Source organism: Aeromicrobium sp., assembly GCF_049587115.1.
GTDB lineage: Bacteria > Actinomycetota > Actinomycetes > Propionibacteriales > Nocardioidaceae > Aeromicrobium.
Genome location: NZ_JBAVDI010000004.1, coordinates 1 through 17,725, shown reverse-complemented (window position 1 = coordinate 17,725; position 17,725 = coordinate 1). Strand labels below are relative to the sequence as shown.

General features: G+C 67.5%; 16 protein-coding genes. 12 read left to right on the top strand and 4 right to left on the bottom strand.

Annotated features, from left to right (window positions below):
- The first annotated feature begins 129 nt into the window (after window positions 1-129).
- The 12 genes from WB461_RS00395 (at window position 130) to WB461_RS00340 (ending at window position 13,739) form a co-directional block, all read left to right on the top strand.
- Window positions 130-564, top strand: a complete 435-nt coding sequence (locus WB461_RS00395; protein WP_423850743.1) for an SRPBCC family protein — start codon at window positions 130-132, stop codon at window positions 562-564.
- 65 nt (window positions 565-629) lie between these two features.
- Complete coding sequence (locus tag WB461_RS00390; protein WP_423850742.1) at window positions 630-1,802, top strand: amidohydrolase; 1,173 nt, start codon at window positions 630-632, stop codon at window positions 1,800-1,802.
- A 162-nt stretch (window positions 1,803-1,964) separates the two neighbouring features.
- Complete coding sequence (locus WB461_RS00385; protein WP_423850741.1) at window positions 1,965-3,038, top strand: BMP family lipoprotein; 1,074 nt, start codon at window positions 1,965-1,967, stop codon at window positions 3,036-3,038.
- Window positions 3,039-3,151: 113 nt separating this feature from the next.
- Window positions 3,152-4,663: an ABC transporter ATP-binding protein gene (locus WB461_RS00380; RefSeq protein ID WP_423850740.1), complete on the top strand. Its 1,512-nt coding sequence runs from the start codon at window positions 3,152-3,154 to the stop codon at window positions 4,661-4,663.
- Window positions 4,660-5,751, top strand: coding sequence for an ABC transporter permease (locus WB461_RS00375; protein ID WP_423850739.1), 1,092 nt, complete (start codon window positions 4,660-4,662; stop codon window positions 5,749-5,751). Before WB461_RS00380 ends, WB461_RS00375 begins: the two co-directional genes overlap by 4 nt.
- The gene (locus WB461_RS00370) at window positions 5,748-6,995 is read left to right on the top strand and encodes an ABC transporter permease (protein WP_423850738.1); all 1,248 of its coding nucleotides are present in this window, start codon (window positions 5,748-5,750) and stop codon (window positions 6,993-6,995) included. Before WB461_RS00375 ends, WB461_RS00370 begins: the two co-directional genes overlap by 4 nt.
- Window positions 6,996-7,017: 22 nt before the next feature.
- A complete protein-coding gene (locus WB461_RS00365) occupies window positions 7,018-7,437 on the top strand; it encodes a cytidine deaminase (protein WP_423850737.1) in 420 nt (139 codons plus the stop codon).
- Window positions 7,434-8,621 carry a cytochrome P450 gene (locus WB461_RS00360; RefSeq protein WP_423850736.1) on the top strand — a complete coding sequence of 396 codons (1,188 nt, stop codon included), beginning with the start codon at window positions 7,434-7,436 and terminating at the stop codon, window positions 8,619-8,621. The genes WB461_RS00365 and WB461_RS00360 overlap by 4 nt, the downstream gene beginning before the upstream one ends.
- Window positions 8,618-9,901 (top strand): thymidine phosphorylase, encoded by a 1,284-nt coding sequence (locus WB461_RS00355; protein WP_423850735.1) that lies wholly within the window; start codon window positions 8,618-8,620, stop codon window positions 9,899-9,901. Before WB461_RS00360 ends, WB461_RS00355 begins: the two co-directional genes overlap by 4 nt.
- Window positions 9,902-9,910: 9 nt before the next feature.
- Window positions 9,911-10,366, top strand: coding sequence for a MaoC family dehydratase (locus WB461_RS00350; RefSeq protein WP_423850734.1), 456 nt, complete (start codon window positions 9,911-9,913; stop codon window positions 10,364-10,366).
- A gap of 12 nt (window positions 10,367-10,378) precedes the next feature.
- Window positions 10,379-11,461: an adenosine deaminase gene (locus tag WB461_RS00345; RefSeq protein WP_423850733.1), complete on the top strand. Its 1,083-nt coding sequence runs from the start codon at window positions 10,379-10,381 to the stop codon at window positions 11,459-11,461.
- A 97-nt stretch (window positions 11,462-11,558) separates the two neighbouring features.
- Complete coding sequence (locus tag WB461_RS00340; protein ID WP_423850732.1) at window positions 11,559-13,739, top strand: thiamine pyrophosphate-dependent enzyme; 2,181 nt, start codon at window positions 11,559-11,561, stop codon at window positions 13,737-13,739.
- A gap of 12 nt (window positions 13,740-13,751) precedes the next feature.
- Here WB461_RS00340 and WB461_RS00335 read toward each other — a convergent pair whose 3' ends face one another.
- Genes WB461_RS00335 through deoC form a run of 4 tightly spaced genes read right to left on the bottom strand, consistent with a single transcriptional unit; the run spans window position 13,752 to window position 17,558 of the window.
- Complete coding sequence (locus tag WB461_RS00335) at window positions 13,752-14,312, bottom strand: uridine kinase family protein (RefSeq protein ID WP_423850731.1); 561 nt, start codon at window positions 14,310-14,312, stop codon at window positions 13,752-13,754.
- A gap of 8 nt (window positions 14,313-14,320) precedes the next feature.
- On the bottom strand, window positions 14,321-15,181 hold the full coding sequence (locus WB461_RS00330; protein ID WP_423850730.1) for an aldehyde dehydrogenase family protein: 861 nt from the start codon (window positions 15,179-15,181) through the stop codon (window positions 14,321-14,323).
- Window positions 15,181-16,620 (bottom strand): aldehyde dehydrogenase family protein, encoded by a 1,440-nt coding sequence (locus WB461_RS00325; RefSeq protein ID WP_423850729.1) that lies wholly within the window; start codon window positions 16,618-16,620, stop codon window positions 15,181-15,183. The genes WB461_RS00330 and WB461_RS00325 overlap by 1 nt, the downstream gene beginning before the upstream one ends.
- A 5-nt stretch (window positions 16,621-16,625) precedes the next feature.
- On the bottom strand, window positions 16,626-17,558 hold the full coding sequence (deoC, locus tag WB461_RS00320) for a deoxyribose-phosphate aldolase (protein ID WP_423850728.1): 933 nt from the start codon (window positions 17,556-17,558) through the stop codon (window positions 16,626-16,628).
- Window positions 17,559-17,725: the final 167 nt, after the last annotated feature.

The following is a 17,725-nucleotide window of genomic DNA, read 5'->3' as shown; positions in this document are numbered from 1 at the left end:
GCTCGGCGCGGCTTCTTCGTCTGCCGACACGCGCTCAGCTCGTGGGCCGGCTCGCTGCTGACTGCCCGCTTCAGACGGGCATGCGTCGGGGCGAGTTGCGGTCCGCCGGCGGGGACATACGGTGGATTCATGCACGTCGAGCGAACCTTCACCGTGTCCAGGTCCATCGAGGACGTCTTCGACTACCTCAGCGATTTTGAGAACACCAACAACTGGGACCCCGGGACCGTGCAGACGACCCGAACCAGCGGCGACGGCGGGCTGGGCACGACGTACGACAACACGTCGGAGTTCATGGGACGCAAGACCGAGCTGAAGTACGAGACGATCGGCTTCGACCGTCCGACGTTCTTCTCGGCGCGTGGCAAGAACAAGACCGCGACGGCGACGGATTCGCTGACGTTCACGCGAGATGGTGACCGCACGCAGATTCATTACCGGGCCGACTTCCAGTTCCATGGGCTGGTTCGATTCATCGCACCACTGGTCGTCAAGCCCAAGCTGGACTCGCTGGCGGACGAGACCGTCGAGCAGATCAAGACAGTGCTGGAGTCGTCCTCCTAGCTCCGATTCAGGCAGCAAGGCAGCAAGGCAGGACCGCGGTCCGCGAACAGGGATATCCTGACCGGATGCCTCTGTCCTTGTGTCAACGCCTCGCTCGATCGGTCGAGGTGGTCACGCCCGATCTCATCGAGGTGCGCCGCGAGCTGCACGCTTTCCCGGAGCTGTCATGGCACGAGGAGCGCACGACCGACCTGGTCGCGACGTGGATGGACAAGAACGGGATTGCGTACGAACGGTTCGAAGGCACCGGACTGATGGCCGAGATCGGCCCCGACGGCGGTCCGATCGTCGCGCTGCGGGCAGACCTGGACGGACTGCCGGTCGGCGACTCGTCACAGGATCCGTGGAAGTCGACCGTCCCGGGCGTCTCCCACTCATGCGGCCACGACGTCCACGTCGCGGCGCTGCTGGGGGCATCGGTCGCCCTGGCCGAGGCGCATGCCGATCACCTGTTGCCGGTACGCGTCCGGCTGATCTTCCAGCCAGCCGAGGAGGTCATGCCGGGCGGCGCCCTCAAGCTGCTGTCGGCGGGAGTGCTGCGCGGCGTCTCGCGGATCTTCGCGTTGCACTGCGACCCGTCGCTCGACGTCGGTCACGTCGGCCTTCGCGAGGGCCCGATCACGGGAGCGTCAGATCACATTCACGTCCAGCTGAGCGGTCGTGGCGGACACACCTCTCGTCCGCACCTCACCGAGGACCTGACGTTCGCCCTCGGCAGCCTGCTGATCCAGCTTCCGGCTGTGCTGTCCCGCCGTTTCGACCCGCGCGCCGGCGTCAGCATGGTGTGGGGCCAGATCCACGCTGGCAACGCGGCCAACGTGATCCCGTCGACCGGGGAGCTCAGTGGCACGCTCCGGATGCTCGAGGCTTCGGCCTGGCACCAGGCCGAGCATCTGGTCCGCGGACTGATCAGCGACATCATCCAGCCGTTCGGCGTGACTGCCGAGGTGACCTACACGCGTGGTGTTCCGCCGGTGGTCAACGACTTCGCCGCGACCGAGACCATGCGTCGAGCCGTGACCGAGGCGATCGGCCCGCATGGTGTCGCAACGACGGCTCAGAGTCTCGGCGGCGAGGACTTCGCGTGGTACGTCGCGTCCGTGCCCGGGGCGATGGGTCGACTGGGCACACGCACGCCGGACGGGCCGACGTACGACCTGCACCAGGGCAACCTGCGGGTCGACGAGCGGGCGATAGCGATCGGAGCCACGATCCTTGCGTGTGCAGCAGTGGTCTGAACGGTCCCATGCGGGGGGCGTCCGCGCCGATGCTGCACTGTGACAAATCGGTTACGACTCCTCCGAATGTGTGCGACCCCCTCCCGGTCGACCCTCACGGACACTAGGGTCTGAACACGTGCCGGGATCCCGGCTCTGTTTCGAGGAGGAATTTTGCGTCGATTGACCAAGCTTTCGGCTGTCGCCGCCGTGGCCGCGCTCGCTCTTGCGGGCTGCGGAAGCAGCGACAGCAGCAGCGGCGGCTCGGGCGACAAGCCCAGCGCCAGCAAGGACGTCTGCAAGACCGCCAAGGGCGACGGGCCCAAGATCGGCCTGGCGTACGACGTCGGTGGCCGTGGCGACCAGTCGTTCAACGATTCGGCATATGCCGGCCTGGAGAAGGCCGTCTCGGACTTCAACGCGACCTGCATCGAGGGCGAGGCCACTGATGGTGAGGCTGAGTCGGCCCGTGAGGACCGGCTGCGCAACTTCGCCGAGAACGGTGCCACCGCGGTCGTGGGCGTCGGATTCGCCTACAGCGAGTCGATCAACAAGGTGGCCCCGGACTTCCCGGACGTCAACTTCGGTGTGATCGACGGCTTCGACCCCGACGACAAGGCCAACGACAACGTCGCCTACCTCGGCTTCGCCGAGGAGCAGGGTTCGTTCCTGGTCGGCGTCGCTGCGGCGCAGAAGAGCAAGTCCGGCACGATCGGCTTCGTCGGCGGCGTCAACAACGATCTGATCAAGAAGTTTGAGGCCGGCTATGCCGCGGGCGCCAAGGCTGCCAAGCCTGACGTCAAGGTCCTGGTCTCCTACATCCAGGAGTCCGATCTCAAGGGCTTCGGCGATCCGGCCGGTGGCAAGGCTGCCGCGACGGGTGAGTTCGACAAGGGCGCCGACGTGGTCTACCACGCTGCTGGCGGCTCGGGCTCGGGCGTCTTCGATGCAGCGGTTGACGCCGGGGACGGCAAGTGGGCCATCGGCGTCGACTCCGACCAGTACCTGACGGCCACCGATGCGCAGAAGACGCACATCCTGACGTCGATGCTCAAGCGGGTCGACACCGCGACGTACGACTTCGTGAAGTCGGTCGACGCGGGATCGCCCCTGACCAGCTACCAGAGCTACGACCTGAAGGCGGACGGCGTCGGCTACTCGACGTCGGGTGGCTTCTTGGACGACATCACGGGTGACATCGACGGCTACAAGGCCAAGATCATCAGCGGTGCCATCAAGGTCCCGACTGCTCCGTAAGGATCGGCCGAAATCTGTACGTCGAACCTGGGCTGGACGCGGTAGCGTTCAGCCCAGGTTCGTCCGATTTAGTCACGAATCAGTGCTGTTGAGGTGCTGCGGGAGGAGTGTCCGTGCCGTCTGAGGTGGACGCGGTCAGACTGCGTGGAATCGGCAAACGGTTCCCCGGGGTCATCGCCAATCACGATGTCGACCTCACGATCCGGGCGGGCACCGTGCACGCCCTGATCGGCGAGAACGGTGCTGGCAAGTCGACGTTGATGAAGATCCTCTACGGGGTGCAGCGGGCGGACGACGGCACGATCGAGATCGGCGGCCAGCAGCTCGTGCTCAAGTCGCCGACCGAAGCCATCGAGCACGGTGTGGGCATGGTCTTCCAGCACTTCATGCTGGCCGACAACCTGACCGTGCTGGAGAACATCGTCTTGGGCGCAGAGAAGCTGCACGGCATCGGTGACAAGGCGCGCGCGGAGATCACCCGCATCTCCGACACCTACGGTTTCGGGCTCAGGCCCGATGCGCTCGTCGAGAACCTCGGCGTGGCAGACCGTCAACGACTCGAGATCGCCAAGGTCCTCTACCGCGGCGCCAGCATCATCATCCTGGACGAGCCGACCGCGGTGCTCGTCCCGCAGGAGGTCGACGCGTTGTTCGTCAATCTGCGCGAGCTGCGCAATGCCGGCAACTCGGTGCTGTTCATCTCGCACAAGCTCGACGAGGTGCTGGCGATCGCCGACGACATCACGGTGATGCGGCGCGGAGCGACCGTCGGCACAGCCGACCCCAAGACCGCCACCAAGCGCGAGCTCGCGGAGCTCATGGTCGGCTCGGAGCTTCCGTCCCCGGCGACCGCCGACTCCACCGTGACCGACACCGTCGAGCTCGAGCTCCACGATGTCACCCTCACCGACGAGTTCGGCCGCGACCTGCTGACCAAGCTGTCCCTGCGGATCCACCGCGGCGAGGTGCTCGGCATCGCAGGTGTCGAGGGCAATGGTCAGGCCGAGCTGGTCGAGACCATCATGGGCATGCGCATCCCGACGCACGGCCGCATCACTCTCGGTGCCGAGGACGTCACCCACTGGCACACCCGTCAGCTGCGCGAGGCCGGGATCGGCTACATCCCGGAGGACCGGCACCGACACGGACTGCTGCTGGATTCTCCGCTGTGGGAGAACCGCATGCTGGGGCACCAGACCGAGGCGCCGAATGCCAAGGGGCCGTGGATCAACCGCTCGGGCGCCCGCACCGACACGACCCGCATCATGGCCGACTACGACGTCCGCGCCCCCGGTATCGACACCCCCGCCCGCGCACTGTCCGGCGGCAACCAGCAGAAGTTCATCGTGGGTCGGGAGATGAGCGGGAGCCCTGTGGTCCTGATCGCTTCGCATCCCACCCGCGGCGTCGACGTCGGCGCCCAGGCGGCGATCTGGGACCACATCAGGCACGCGCGTGCCGAAGGTCTCGCTGTGCTGCTGATCTCGGCCGATCTCGACGAGCTGATTGGCCTGTCCGACACGATCCAGGTGATCCTGCGAGGCAACTTCGTCGGCACCTTCGACCCCGCCACGGTCACGCCGCAGGACCTCGGAACCGCGATGACCGGAGGTGAGGCGGCGTGAATCGCGATCGTCTGCGCCGTATCGCGCTGGCCTTGCTGGCGCCGGCCATCGCGGTCGTGGTCAGTGTGGTGGTGACCTCGCTGGTGATCCTGGCTGCCGGCAGCGCGCCCGGAGACTTCTGGTCCGCGATGTTCAGCAATCCGCTTCCGCGAATCCGGGTCAACATCATCAATCAGACCGCGCTCATCTACACCGCGGCGGTGGCCGCCGCGATCGGTTTCCGCATGGGGCTGTTCAACATCGGTCTGGAGGGCCAGTACACGATCGCCTCGTTCGCGGCAGCATCGTTCGCAGGTGCGGCCTACCTCGGCGGCTTCCTCAACGTCGCGGTGGCGGTGCTCATCGCGATCGTGGTCGGCGCGTCCTGGTCAGGCATCGCGGGAATTCTCAAGACCACGCGCGGCGTCAGCGAGGTCATCTCCACGATCATGCTCAACGCGATCGCGGTGACCCTGGTCGGCTACCTGCTCACCCGTTACGGAGTGCGCGAGGGCAACACGGTTCGCACGAAGCGGATGCCGGAAAGCAGCACCCTGACGGGCTTCGCGCCGTACGAGGCTCGCGACGGTCAGGTCTGGGCGCTGTCGGTCATCGCGATCTTCGTGGGCGTGGGGTTCTGGATCCTGCTGAACAAGACCCGGTTCGGTTTCGATCTACGAGCCAGCGGCCAGTCACAAACTGCAGCGCTGGCCTCGGGAATCAATCCCAAGCGAATGATCCTGACCTCGATGCTGCTGTCCGGTGGAGTTGCCGGGCTGATCTGGCTGCCCGCGCTGTTCGGCGGCGCCGAGTCGTACGGAACGTCGTTCCAGTTCGGCCTCGGTTTCACCGGGATCGCGGTGGCACTGCTGGGCCGCAACCAGCCGTTCGGGATGTTGTTCGGAGCGGTGTTGTTCGCCTTCTTGTCCGCGCAGTCCAACACCCTGACCTTCAGCACCGACATCTCGCCCAGCATCGTCCAGATCACCCAGGGCGTCGCAGTGCTTGCGGTCGTCGTGGCCTACGAAGTCGTACGCCGCTGGCGCTTGCGACTCGACCAGCACGTCGTGACCGACGAGTCCGAGACAGTCACGGAGGCGACGGCATGACGTCTACCACCACACCCAGCGCGGCGGCCGGAATTGTCGCCAAGCTGACTCGCGGCTGGTTCTATCTGGCGCTGGTCGGCATCGCGATCATCTCGCTGGTGCGGATCGTCACCGACACCAACGACCTCGACTCAGCCGGCACGATCCGCGCCGCGATCATCGCAACGTGCCCCATCCTGATGGCTGCCCTCGGCGGACTCTGGGCCGAGCGGGCCGGCGTGGTCAACATCGGCCTCGAGGGCCAGATGATCCTGGGCACCTGGGGTGCAGCGTTCTTCACGTACCACTCGGGAAGCGCCTGGGTCGGGGTGCTCGGCGCTGCTCTGCTGGGACTGATCGGCGGCCTGCTGCACGCCATCGCGACCGTGACCTTCGGTGTCGACCACATCGTCTCCGGTGTGGCGATCAACCTGATCGGTGCCGGTGCGGCCACCTACCTCGCCGAGGCGATCTTCCCCGACTACCGCGGAGGTGGCCCACGTCAGCTTGTCGGTCTCGACGGGCCGGTCAACATCACGATCCCCGGTGTCTCCGACGCGGCGCTCAACGTCGCGGGGCACCACTGGTTTTTCGTGTCGGACGTGGCCTCGATCGTGGCAGCCCTGACGACAAACATCTCGTCGCTGAGCCTGGTCGTGTTCGCGCTGGTCGCGGTGTCGGCAGTCCTGCTGTGGCGCACGGCGTTCGGGCTTCGGCTGCGCTCCTGCGGGGAGAATCCGCAGGCCGCGGAGACCCTGGGCGTCAACGTCTACCTCTACAAGTACGTGGCAGTGCTCGTCTCCGGCGCGCTCGCCGGCATTGGTGGAGGCTTCCTCGCTCTGGTGTCGTCCAGTGGCTACAGCGCCAATCAGACCGGCGGCCGAGGCTACATCGGCCTCGCGGCGATGATCTTCGGCAACTGGCGCCCCGGCGGGCTGCTGGCCGGCGCGCTGACCTTCGGGTACACCGATTCTCTGCGTCTCCGCGACACCTCCGCGGTGCACGCGCTGCTGCTGCTGGTGGCGCTCGCTCTGCTCGCGTTGGCGGCGCTGCGACTGAGCCGCAAGCAGTTCGAGGGTGCGGTGGTGATGGCAACCTTCGGCATCGCCATCCTGGCCTGGTTCCTCCTGACCGACTCGGTGCCGCGCCAGTTCACCGTCATGACGCCGTACGTCACTACGCTGTTCGTGCTCGGACTGGGCGCGCAACGACTACGCATGCCAGCCGCAGACGGCCAGCGATATCGAAGGGGCGAGGCAGGATGACGCACGCCAAGGGTGTCCACTGATGGCTCTGGGGATCTCGAGTGCCGACGACCCGGTCGACTGGGACGCGTTGGCCAAGTACGCGACCGAGGTGATGAGTCGTGCCTATGTGCCGTACTCGAGCTTCCGGGTTGGCGCTGCCGGGCTGGTCGACGATGGCCGGGTCGTGTTGGGCTGCAATGTCGAGAACGCGTCGTACGGGCTGTCGCTGTGTGCCGAGTGCGGGCTGGTCTCGGCCCTGCACGCCACCGGGGGTGGTCGCCTCATCGCGGTCGCGTGTGTCGACGGCAAGGGTGCGCCGCTGATGCCGTGCGGTCGCTGCCGTCAGCTCCTGTGGGAGAACGGTGGACCCACGATGCAGCTCATGACTCCGAGCGGTGTCAGGGCGATGTCCGAGGTCCTGCCCGATGCGTTCGACGCCACGGATCTGGAGACCCGTTGACCCGCTACGCGGTCCAGCTCGACCCCGGCAACCCCGACTTCCTGCGCGATCCGTATCCCGTGCTCGCCGCGCTGCGGGAGAACGGTCCGGTGCTGTGGCACGAGCCGATGGGCACGTGGCTCGCCACCACCCACGACTCAGTCGGGCAGGTGCTGCGCAACCGGTCGTTCGGTCGGTGGTGGACAGACTGGGAACCGGCCGCGCAGATGGAGCCGTTCAACGCCCTGCACCGCAACCAGATGATGGAGAGCGAACCCCCCGTGCACACCAGGCTGCGTCGCTTGGTGGCCGGTGCGTTCGGCCGCGGTCACGTCGACCGCATGCGGCCCAGGATCGAGCACCTCGCCCGAGAGATGGTCGACCGGCTCGATGACCGCTTCGACGTACTCGGTGACTACGCAGAACCGATGCCGGTCTACGTGATCGCCGACCTGCTGGGGGTCCCACGCGAGGATCATGAACGCCTCCGTGCCTGGTCGCAGGCCATCGTGCACATGTACGAGCCGAATGTCGATCCGCGCACCAGCGCCGTGGCGGTCGAGGCGAGCACGGCGTTCACCGCGTACGTCGCTGACGTGGTGGCCGATCGGCGCTCCCATCCCGGCGACGACCTGATCAGCGACCTGCTCGCCGAGCGCGATGGTGGGGCCCAGCTGAGCGACGACGAGCTGATCGCCTCGGTGGTGCTGCTGCTCAACGCGGGGCATGAGGCCTCCGTCAACGTCTTCGGCAATGGATTCCACGCGCTCCTCGAGCATCCCGACCAGCTGGCTCGCGTGACCTCAGGAGAGGTGCCGGTTGAAGTTGCCGTCGAGGAGCTGATCCGATTCGACGCCCCGTTGCAGCTGTTCGAGCGGACCGCGACGACCGATGTCGAGGTGAGTGGACAGGTCGTGGCCGCAGGACAGAAGATCGCCTGCCTGATGGGATCGGCCAACCGGGATGCCGCGGTCTTCGCCGATGCTGACCGGTTCGACGTCGGCCGCGATCCCAATCCCCATGTCGGCTTCGGCATGGGTCTGCACTTCTGTCTCGGCGCGCCACTTGCGCGGCTCGAGCTGCAGATCAGCTTGACCACGTTGCTCGATCGCTTCCCTCGACTTCGGCTCGCGGGGGAAGCGCCGCGCCGCCCGACCTGGGTGCTGCGCGGCTTCGAGCGCATCGACACGGAGGTGGCGTCATGACCGAGCTGTTCGACGCCGTCGAGGTCATCGCGGCCAAGCGGGACCAGCACGAGCTCGAGGACGCACAGATCGACTGGGTCGTCGACGCGTACACGAGGGGGGTCGTCGCTGACGAGCAGATGTCGGCCCTGGCCATGGCGATCCTGCTCAACGGGATGAATCGCCGCGAGATCAGTCGCTGGACCCACGCCATGATCGACAGTGGTGAGCGGATGGACTTCTCCTCGCTGTCGTGGCACACCGCGGACAAGCACTCCACCGGCGGCGTCGGCGACAAGATCACCCTGCCGTTGGCGCCGCTGGTCGCCGCCTGCGGAGTCGCCGTGCCGCAGCTCTCGGGTCGTGGCCTCGGTCACACCGGTGGGACGCTCGACAAGCTCGAGGCGATCCCCGGCTGGCGAGCCGATCTGAGCAACGCCGAGATGATGGCCCAGCTCGAGAACGTCGGTGCCGTGATCTGCGCTGCGGGACCGGGTCTCGCGCCGGCCGACAAGAAGCTCTACGCGTTGCGGGACGTCACCGGCACCGTCGAGGCGATCCCGTTGATCGCGAGCTCGATCATGAGCAAGAAGATCGCCGAGGGCACCGGTTCCCTGGTCCTGGACGTCAAGGCTGGATCGGGCGCATTCATGAAGAGCTCCGAGCAGGCGCGTGAGCTGGCCCGAATCATGGTGGACCTGGGCAACGATGCCGGGGTCTCGACCGTCGCGCTGCTGACTGACATGTCGACCCCGCTGGGTCTGACCGCCGGTAACGCCTGCGAGGTGGCTGAGTCGGTCGAGGTGCTCGCCGGAGGTGGACCGCCGGACGTCGTCGAGCTCACCGTCGAGCTGGCCCGCGAGATGCTCGGGGCCGCCGGCAAGGATGACGTCGATCCGGCCGATGTGCTCGCATCGGGAGCAGCGATGGACGTGTGGAAGCGGATGATCGCGGCGCAGGGAGGCGATCCCGACGCCGCTCTGCCGACCTCCAAGGAGTCACACGTCGTCACCGCGCCCGCGAGCGGCACCCTGACCCGGCTGGACGCCCTGAGCGTCGGCGTGGCGGCCTGGCGACTGGGCGCCGGACGATCCAGGCCCGGGGAGCAGGTGCAGGCCGCAGCCGGGGTCGTGATGCACGCGAAGCCGGGCGACAGCGTCACCAAGGGGCAGCCGCTGCTGACGCTTCACACGGACACACCCGAGCGGTTCGAGCGCGCCGCTGCCGCCCTCGAGGGCGGGTACGACATCGGCAGCGGCAGCCACGACGCCACGTCCGTGGTCATCGACCGTGTTCGTTAGGTTGGTCCAATGCGCATCCTGAACGACAGCAAGGAGATCGCGGCGGCTGCCGGAGAAGAGCTTGGGGTCAGCGAATGGGTCGCGATCACCCAGGAGCGGATCGATCTGTTCGCCGATGCGACAGGCGACCGACAGTGGATCCACGTCGATCCGGAACGCGCCGCGGACGGGCCGTTCGGCGCCACCGTCGCGCACGGCTTCCTCACGCTGTCGATGCTCCCGTTCCTCGGCGCCCAGGTGTACGCGTTCGCCGGCAACCTCGCTCGGGTGAACTACGGCCTCAACAAGGTGCGGTTCGTCTCCCCGGTGCTGGTCGGATCCAAGGTTCGCGACCGGGTGGAGCTGGTCGCGGTCGAGGAGATCGACAAGGGACAGCGGGCCACCCTGCGGCACACCGTGGAGATCAAGGGACAGAACAAGCCGGCCTGTGTGGCCGAGACCGTCGTGCTCCTCATGGCGTCATGACACGATGAGCCGGTGAGAGCCACTTCCGCACAGATCGCCCGGGCCCCCAAGGCCGCCCTGCACGAGCACCTGGACGGGGGAGTCCGGCCGGCCACGATTGTCGAGATCGCCGCCGAGATCGGCCACGATCTGCCGGCGACGGACGCGGATTCGCTCGGCGCGTGGTTCGAGGAGTCCTCGAGCTCGGGCTCACTCGAGCGGTATCTCGAGACCTTCGTGCACACCGTTGCGGTCATGCAGCGGCCGCAGGACCTGGCCCGCGTCGCGCGGGAGGCTGTGCTCGACCTGGCTGCGGACGGCTGCGTCTACGTCGAGCTGCGGTGGGCGCCCGAGCAGCACCTGTCGGCCGGCCTGTCTCTGCGCGAGACCGTCGAGGCCGTGCAGTCGGGCATCGTCGCCGGACGCGAGGAGGCAGCCGCGCTGGGCCGCCCCATCGTGGTCGGCCAGCTGCTGACCGCGATGCGACACGCCAAGCGGGGCCTGGAGATCGCCGAGATCGCCGTCGAGTACCGCGACCGGGGTGTCGCAGGCTTCGACATCGCCGGCGCCGAGGACGGCTTCCCGCCGATCTTGCACCTCGAGGCGTTCGAGTATCTCCGCCGGGAGAACGCCCACTTCACGATCCACGCGGGCGAGGCGTTCGGCCTTCCGTCGATCTGGCAGGCCATCCAGCGCTGCGGCGCCGAGCGACTGGGTCACGGTGTCCGCATCGTCGACGACATCGACTTCGATGCTCCTGGTGGTCCTCAGCTGGGGCGCCTGGCGGCGTACATCCGGGACCGGCGGATTCCGCTGGAGATGTGCCCGTCGTCCAATCTGCAGACCCACGCGGTGCCGGGCATGCGCTCGATCGCCGACCACCCGATCGGCAAGCTCAAGGACCTCGGCTTCCGAGTGACCGTGAACTGCGACAACCGGCTGATGAGCGGCACGTCGATGTCGCGGGAGTTCGAGCTGCTGGTCGACGCCTTCGGCTATGGCGTCGACGATCTGCGCTGGTTCACGGTCAACGCCATGAAGAGCGCGTTCCTGCCATTCGACCAGCGACTGATCCTGATCAACGACGTCATCAAGCCCGCCTACGCCGCACTGTGAAGCCGGGCCACCGACTGGCCGGACTGCCACGGTCGCGGTGGCCGAGCGACAGGGCCGCTACGTTGGGGTCGGAACACCCGTGGGTGAGGAAGAGTGGATGTCTGAGTCGATCGACGACCATCTCGTGCGGCGCCTGCGCACCTGGCCGCAGCCGCCGGTCGGGGCCGTCCAGGAGCTGGCCGACTCCGAGGGCCTGCTGACGCTGTTCGATGCGCAGCTGCAGAGCCGGCACCTGGATCTCACGATTCGTTGGCTCCAGACGCAGGGCGAAGCCTTTTACACGATCGCCTCGGCGGGCCACGAGAGCAACGGCGCCGTGGCCATGGCGCTTCGATCGAGCGATCCTGCACTGCTGCACTACCGATCCGGCGCCTTTTACGCTGCCCGCTCAGCTCAGGCTCTATCGGCCACCGCGATCGACGACGTGCTGCGCAGCGCGATGGCTTCCGCCGATGATCCGATCTCGGGCGGGCGTCACAAGGTCTTCGGACACGCCGCGTTGAGCATCATTCCGCAGACCTCGACGATCGGCTCACACCTTCCGCGCGCCTTCGGACTGGCGTATGCGTTGGGACTCGCGTCGCGGTCCGAGGTGCGTCCGCAGTGGCCCTCGGACTCCGTCGTGGTCTGCAGCTTCGGTGATGCCTCGGCGAACCACTCGACCACGGTCGGCGCGCTCAACGCCTCGTCCTACTGCGCCCATCAGGGTGTCCGGCTGCCGATCCTGTACGTCTGCGAAGACAACGGGATCGGCATCAGCACCCGCTCACCCGCCGGATGGCTCGAGCGGTCGCTGGCATCATGGCCGGCCCTCGAGCACGCGATGGCCGACGGCACCCGACCCGGCGATGTCCTGGACACCGCATCCCGGCTGGTCGACATCGTGCGCGCCGAGCGCCGGCCAGCGATCCTGCACCTGCGAACCGTCCGGTTCATGGGCCACGCGGGCTCGGACGCCGAGATCGCCTACCGGTCGCGCAAGGAGATCGAGGACGAGTTCGCTCTGGACCCGGTCCTAGCCACTGCCGGCGCCTTGATCGACGCGGGCGTGCTGACACCGGGCGAGGCGCTCGCGCGCTATGCCGAGGTGCGCGTCGAGGTCATGGAGCGGGCCAAGGAGCTCCTCGGGACCAATCGGCTCGACACCCGCGAATCCGTCATGGCGCCCATCGTGATGCGACGGTCGCGGGCCGACAGTGTGGCCTCCGCGGACCGGCGAGCACAGGTGTTCGGAGCCAAGTTGCCGGAGGACGGTGCCGACCTGACCCTGGCCCAGACCATCAATGCGACGCTCACGGATGTACTCGCGGCCCGGCCCGAGGCGTTGGTGTTCGGCGAGGACGTCGGGCGCAAGGGCGGCGTCTACGGGGTGACTCGCGGGCTGCGCAGGGGATTCGGCGCCACGCAGGTCTTCGACACGCTGCTCGACGAGCAGACGATCCTGGGCACCGCACTGGGCGCGGGGCTCGCGGGCTTCCTGCCGATTCCCGAGATCCAGTACCTTGCCTACCTGCACAACGCCGAGGACCAGCTCCGCGGCGAGGCAGCGACGCTGCGGTTCTTCTCCGATGGTCAGTACGAGAACGGCATGGTCGTCCGAGTCGCCGGGCTGGCATATCAGAAGGGCTTCGGCGGGCACTTCCACAATGACAACTCCGTCGCGGTCCTGAGGGACATCCCCGGACTCGTGCTGGCCGTGCCGAGCCACCCAGCGAGCGCGCCAGGCCTCCTGCGCGAGTGCGTGGCACTGGCCGACGAGGGACGCGTGTGCGTGTTCCTCGAGCCGATCGCGCTTTATCATGAGCGCGACCTGCGCGACGGCGACTCGGGGTGGACAGCGCCGTACGCCGCGCCCGCGCCATGGCCTGCCGAGGCAGCCCACGAGCTGGGCCGGGTCCGGACCTACGGCGAAGGTCGGGACGTCCTGCTGGTGACATTCGGCAACGGGGTGCGGATGAGTCTCCGGGCCGCAGGCCGGCTGGCCGACGAGCGGATCGGCTGCACCGTGCTCGACCTGCAGTGGCTGGCGCCGCTCCCGCGCGAGGAGCTGTTGCGCACCACCGAGGTCTTTGCCGCGGTTGTCGTGGTCGACGAGACACGCGAGAGCGGGGGAGTGTCGGAGTCGGTCGTCACGGCCTTGGTTGACGGCGGCTACCCGGGGCGGATCCGCCGGGTCACCAGCGCCGACAGCTTCATCCCGCTCGGCCCCGCTGCTGACCACGTCCTGCTGGCCGAGCACGAGATCATCGCGGCGGTACGGACCCTGCTCGCGGAGTGAGCGCCGCTGTGATCACATTTCGCGCAGCAGCGCGCGGGCCGCGCGCGGAGTCATCGGTACACAGCCGTGCGCGACGGCGTCGGCGATGATCCGAGGCTCGTCGCGCATCAGCCGCCAACCTCGTCGCACCAGGACCCACGGGGCCTTGCGACCCTCGCGGAGATCGCGAGCCAGACGCAGGCCGAACGTCAGGATGCGGTGGCGGCGCAGGCAGATCGCCGCATCGAGGATCCCGGCCTCGCGGCAGGCGTCCACGATGACGGGAGCGAACAAGCCCTCCGCGATGAACCGCCCTTGCGGTGCGGACAGGATCTGGGTGCCGGTCCTCGTGCTGGCCGCGATGTCGTACACCGGCACCTCCACCGTGCCGGCGGCGCACAGCTCGGCAATCGTGCCGACTGCCTCGACGGCACTCCACGATGTCGGGTCGTCCCAGTCGATGATGCCGAGTGACGAACGCGGCATGTTCGCTGAGTGACCGTCACGGTAGAAGTCATCGAGCCGCAGGACCGGCCAGGCCAGCCGGGCCGACAAGTGCGACTTGCCCGCCCCGGACGGGCCAGCGAGGATCACGACCCCCACTACACGCCGATCGGGTGCCAGACGGTCTTCGTCTCGACGAAGGCCTCGAGCCGGGCCAGCGACGGCTCGGCGAGCCAGTCCACTGAGGCGGTGGGGCGCAGGACGCGCTTGAGATTGTCCGCTGCGGCGACCTCGAGCGACGCTGCCAGCTCAGGGTCGTCGACGCCCGCGAGATCGAGCGCATTGACGTCCATGTGCGACGCGAGCCACGGCGCGATCTCGGCCGGCCGGCCGGTCAGGACGTTGACGACACCGCCGGGCAGGTCCGACGTGGCCATGCACTCGGACAGGGTCACCGCCGGCACGGGCGACTTCTCGCTCGCGATGACCACGACGGTGTTGCCCGTCGCGATGGCCGGGGCGATGACCGAGACCAGCTGCAGCAGCGGTCCGGCCGGTGCGACGGTTGCGACGACACCAGTCGGCTCGGGCGTCGACAGGTTGAAGTAGGGACCGGACACGGCATTGGCGCTGCCGAGCACCTGGACGTACTTGTCGGCCCACCCGGCGTACCAGACAACCCGATCGATCGAGGCGTCCACGAAGGTGCTGGCCTTCTTCTCGCTCAGGCCTTCGGCGGCACGCAGCTGCTCGACGAATTGGTCCCGGCGTCCCTCCATGACCTCGGCGAGCCGGTAGATGACCTGTCCACGGTTGTACGGCGTGCGTGTCGACCAGCCGCCGAACGCCTTGCGCGCGGCGAGCACCGCGTCGCGGGCATCCTTGCGCGAGGCGAGCGCCATGTTGCCGAGGAAGCCGCCCTTGGAGTCCAGCGCCTCGAAGGTGCGACCGGACTCGGAGCGGGGGAATGACCCGCCGATGTAGAGCTTGTGCGTCTTGCGGACGTCCACTCGAGTCATCAGACAGCTCCCTTGAGGTACGCGGCGAGGCCGTGGCGGCCGCCCTCGCGGCCGTAGCCCGACTCCTGGTAACCACCGAACGGCGATGCGGGGTCGAACGTGTTGAACGTGTTGGCCCAGACGACGCCGGCGCGCAGCTGATTGGCCATCGAGAGGATGCGCGAGCCCTTTTCGGTCCACACACCGGCTGACAAGCCGTAGGGGGTGTTGTTTGCCTTTTCGACCGCCTCGGCCGGGGTTCGGAATGTCAGCACCGACAGCACCGGACCGAAGATCTCCTCGCGGGCGATGCGGTGTGCCTGGGTGACCCCGGTGAAGATCGTCGGTGCGAACCAGAACCCGCTCTCGGGGATGTCGCACGGGGTGGACCAGCGCTCGGCCCCCTCGGCGTCACCAATGTCGGACAGCTCAGTGATGCGGGCGAGCTGCTCGGCGGAGTTGATGGCGCCGATGTCGGTGTTCTTGTCCAGCGGATCGCCGAGCCGCAGCGTCGACATCCGTCTCTTGAGCCGCTCGATGACCTCGTCGTACACGCTCTCCTGCACCAGCAGGCGCGAGCCGGCACAGCACACGTGGCCCTGGTTGAAGAAGATGCCGCCGACGATGCCTTCGACAGCCTGATCGAGCGGGGCGTCGTCGAACACGATGTTGGCGGCCTTGCCGCCGAGCTCGAGGGTGACCTTCTTGTCGGAGCCGGCCACCGATCGTGCGATGGCCTTGCCGACCGCGGTCGAACCTGTGAACGCGATCTTGTCGACGTCAGGATGCTCAACGAGAGCCTGACCTGTCGGTCCGGCTCCGGTGATGATGTTGACGACGCCGGGCGGAAGCTCGGCCTGCTGGCAGACCTCCGCGAACAGCAGCGCCGTCAGCGGGGTCGTCTCCGCCGGTTTGAGCACGACGGTGTTGCCGGCGGCGAGCGCCGGGGCGATCTTCCACGCCAGCATCATGATCGGGAAGTTCCACGGAATCACCTGACCGGCGACACCCAGTGCGTGCGGGTTCGGGCCGAGTCCGGCGTGTCCCAGCTTGTCAGCCCACCCGGCGTAGTAGAAGAACCACTGCGAGACCAAGGGAAGATCGACGTCGCGCGACTCCCTGATCGGCTTGCCGTTGTCGAGCGACTCCAGCACCGCGAACTCGCGCGAACGCTCGGCCATGATGCGCGCGATGCGATAGAGATACTTCGCCCGCTCGCTGCCGGGCATCCGTGACCACACCGTGTCGTACGCGCGACGGGCCGCCTTGACCGCTCTGTCGACATCCGCGGCCGTGGCCTCGGTGACCTCGGCGAGGACCTCCTCGGAAGAGGGGCTGATGGACTTGAACGAGCCACCCTTGCCGTCGACGAACTCGCCGCCGATGAACAGTCCGTAAGAGCTCTTGATGTCGACGATGGCGCGAGATTCCGGCGCGGGGGCATAGGCGAACTTGGTCATGGCAATCAGTCCAACGTCACGTAGTCGGGGCCGGAGTAGCGTCCGGTGGCAATTTTCTGGCGCTGCAGCAGCAGGTCGTTGAGCAGGCTTGAGGCGCCGAACCGGAACCAGTCGGGGTCAAGCCAGTCCTCACCCGCGATCTCGTTGACCAGCACGAGGTGCTTGATCGCGTCCTTGGAGGTGCGGATACCGCCAGCGGGTTTGACCCCGACCTGTCGTCCGGTGTCGGCTCTGAAGTCCCGCACCGCCTCGAGCATCAGCAGGCATACCGGCAGGGTTGCCGCCGGCTGGATCTTGCCCGTGCTGGTCTTGATGAAGTCGGCGCCTGCCTGCATCGCGAGCCACGAGGCCCTGCGCACGTTGTCGTACGTCTGGAGCTCGCCGGTCTCGAGGATGACCTTGAGGTGGGCGTGGGTGCCGTCGGGCCGGGCGCAGGCCTCTTTGATCGCAACGATCTCGTCAAAGACCAGTCGGTAGTCGCCGGTCAGGAAGGCGCCTCGATCGATGACCATGTCGATTTCGTCTGCTCCGGCCTCGACCGCGTCGCGCGTGTCTGCGAGCTTGATGTCCAGCGCGGCGCGACCGGAGGGGAATGCCGTGGCGACGCTGGCGACGTTGACCCCGGACCCGCCCAGTGTCTCCTTGGCGATCGCGACCATGTCGGGATAGACGCAGACAGCAGCAGCGGCGGGGCAGCTCGGATCGGTGGGGTCGGGGCGCATCGCCTTGTTGGCCAGCGCGCGGACCTTGCCCGGGGTGTCGGAGCCCTCGAGAGTCGTGAGATCGACCATCGAGATGGCCAGGTCGATCGCCCACGCCTTGGCGGTCGTCTTGATCGACCTGGTGCCGAGCGCCGCGGCCCGTGCCTCGAGGCCAACCTGGTCGACGCCCGGCAGCCCGCCGAGAGTTCTGCGCAGAGACGCGGTGGCGCCAGTCACGAATGACCTCCTGGATCGGCGCGGCCACGTCGTCGGGGCCGCATCGGTCAAGGTTAGACCCCTGCGAGCAGCGAGACGAAACCCCGCCGCAGGACCCGAGCGGAGCAAGCGCAGAGGTTCACCCATTCGTCACCTGGTGGGGGAGCGAAATGTCTTGACGGTGGCTC

Coding starts and splice junctions, on each gene's coding strand:
- WB461_RS00395 (WP_423850743.1), top strand. CDS start 130: ATGCACGTCGAGCGAACCTTCACCGTGTCCAGGTCCATCGAGGACGTC.
- WB461_RS00390 (WP_423850742.1), top strand. CDS start 630: ATGCCTCTGTCCTTGTGTCAACGCCTCGCTCGATCGGTCGAGGTGGTC.
- WB461_RS00370 (WP_423850738.1), top strand. CDS start 5,748: ATGACGTCTACCACCACACCCAGCGCGGCGGCCGGAATTGTCGCCAAG.
- WB461_RS00365 (WP_423850737.1), top strand. CDS start 7,018: ATGGCTCTGGGGATCTCGAGTGCCGACGACCCGGTCGACTGGGACGCG.
- WB461_RS00355 (WP_423850735.1), top strand. CDS start 8,618: ATGACCGAGCTGTTCGACGCCGTCGAGGTCATCGCGGCCAAGCGGGAC.
- WB461_RS00350 (WP_423850734.1), top strand. CDS start 9,911: ATGCGCATCCTGAACGACAGCAAGGAGATCGCGGCGGCTGCCGGAGAA.
- WB461_RS00340 (WP_423850732.1), top strand. CDS start 11,559: ATGTCTGAGTCGATCGACGACCATCTCGTGCGGCGCCTGCGCACCTGG.
- WB461_RS00330 (WP_423850730.1), bottom strand. CDS start 15,181: ATGACTCGAGTGGACGTCCGCAAGACGCACAAGCTCTACATCGGCGGG.
- WB461_RS00325 (WP_423850729.1), bottom strand. CDS start 16,620: ATGACCAAGTTCGCCTATGCCCCCGCGCCGGAATCTCGCGCCATCGTC.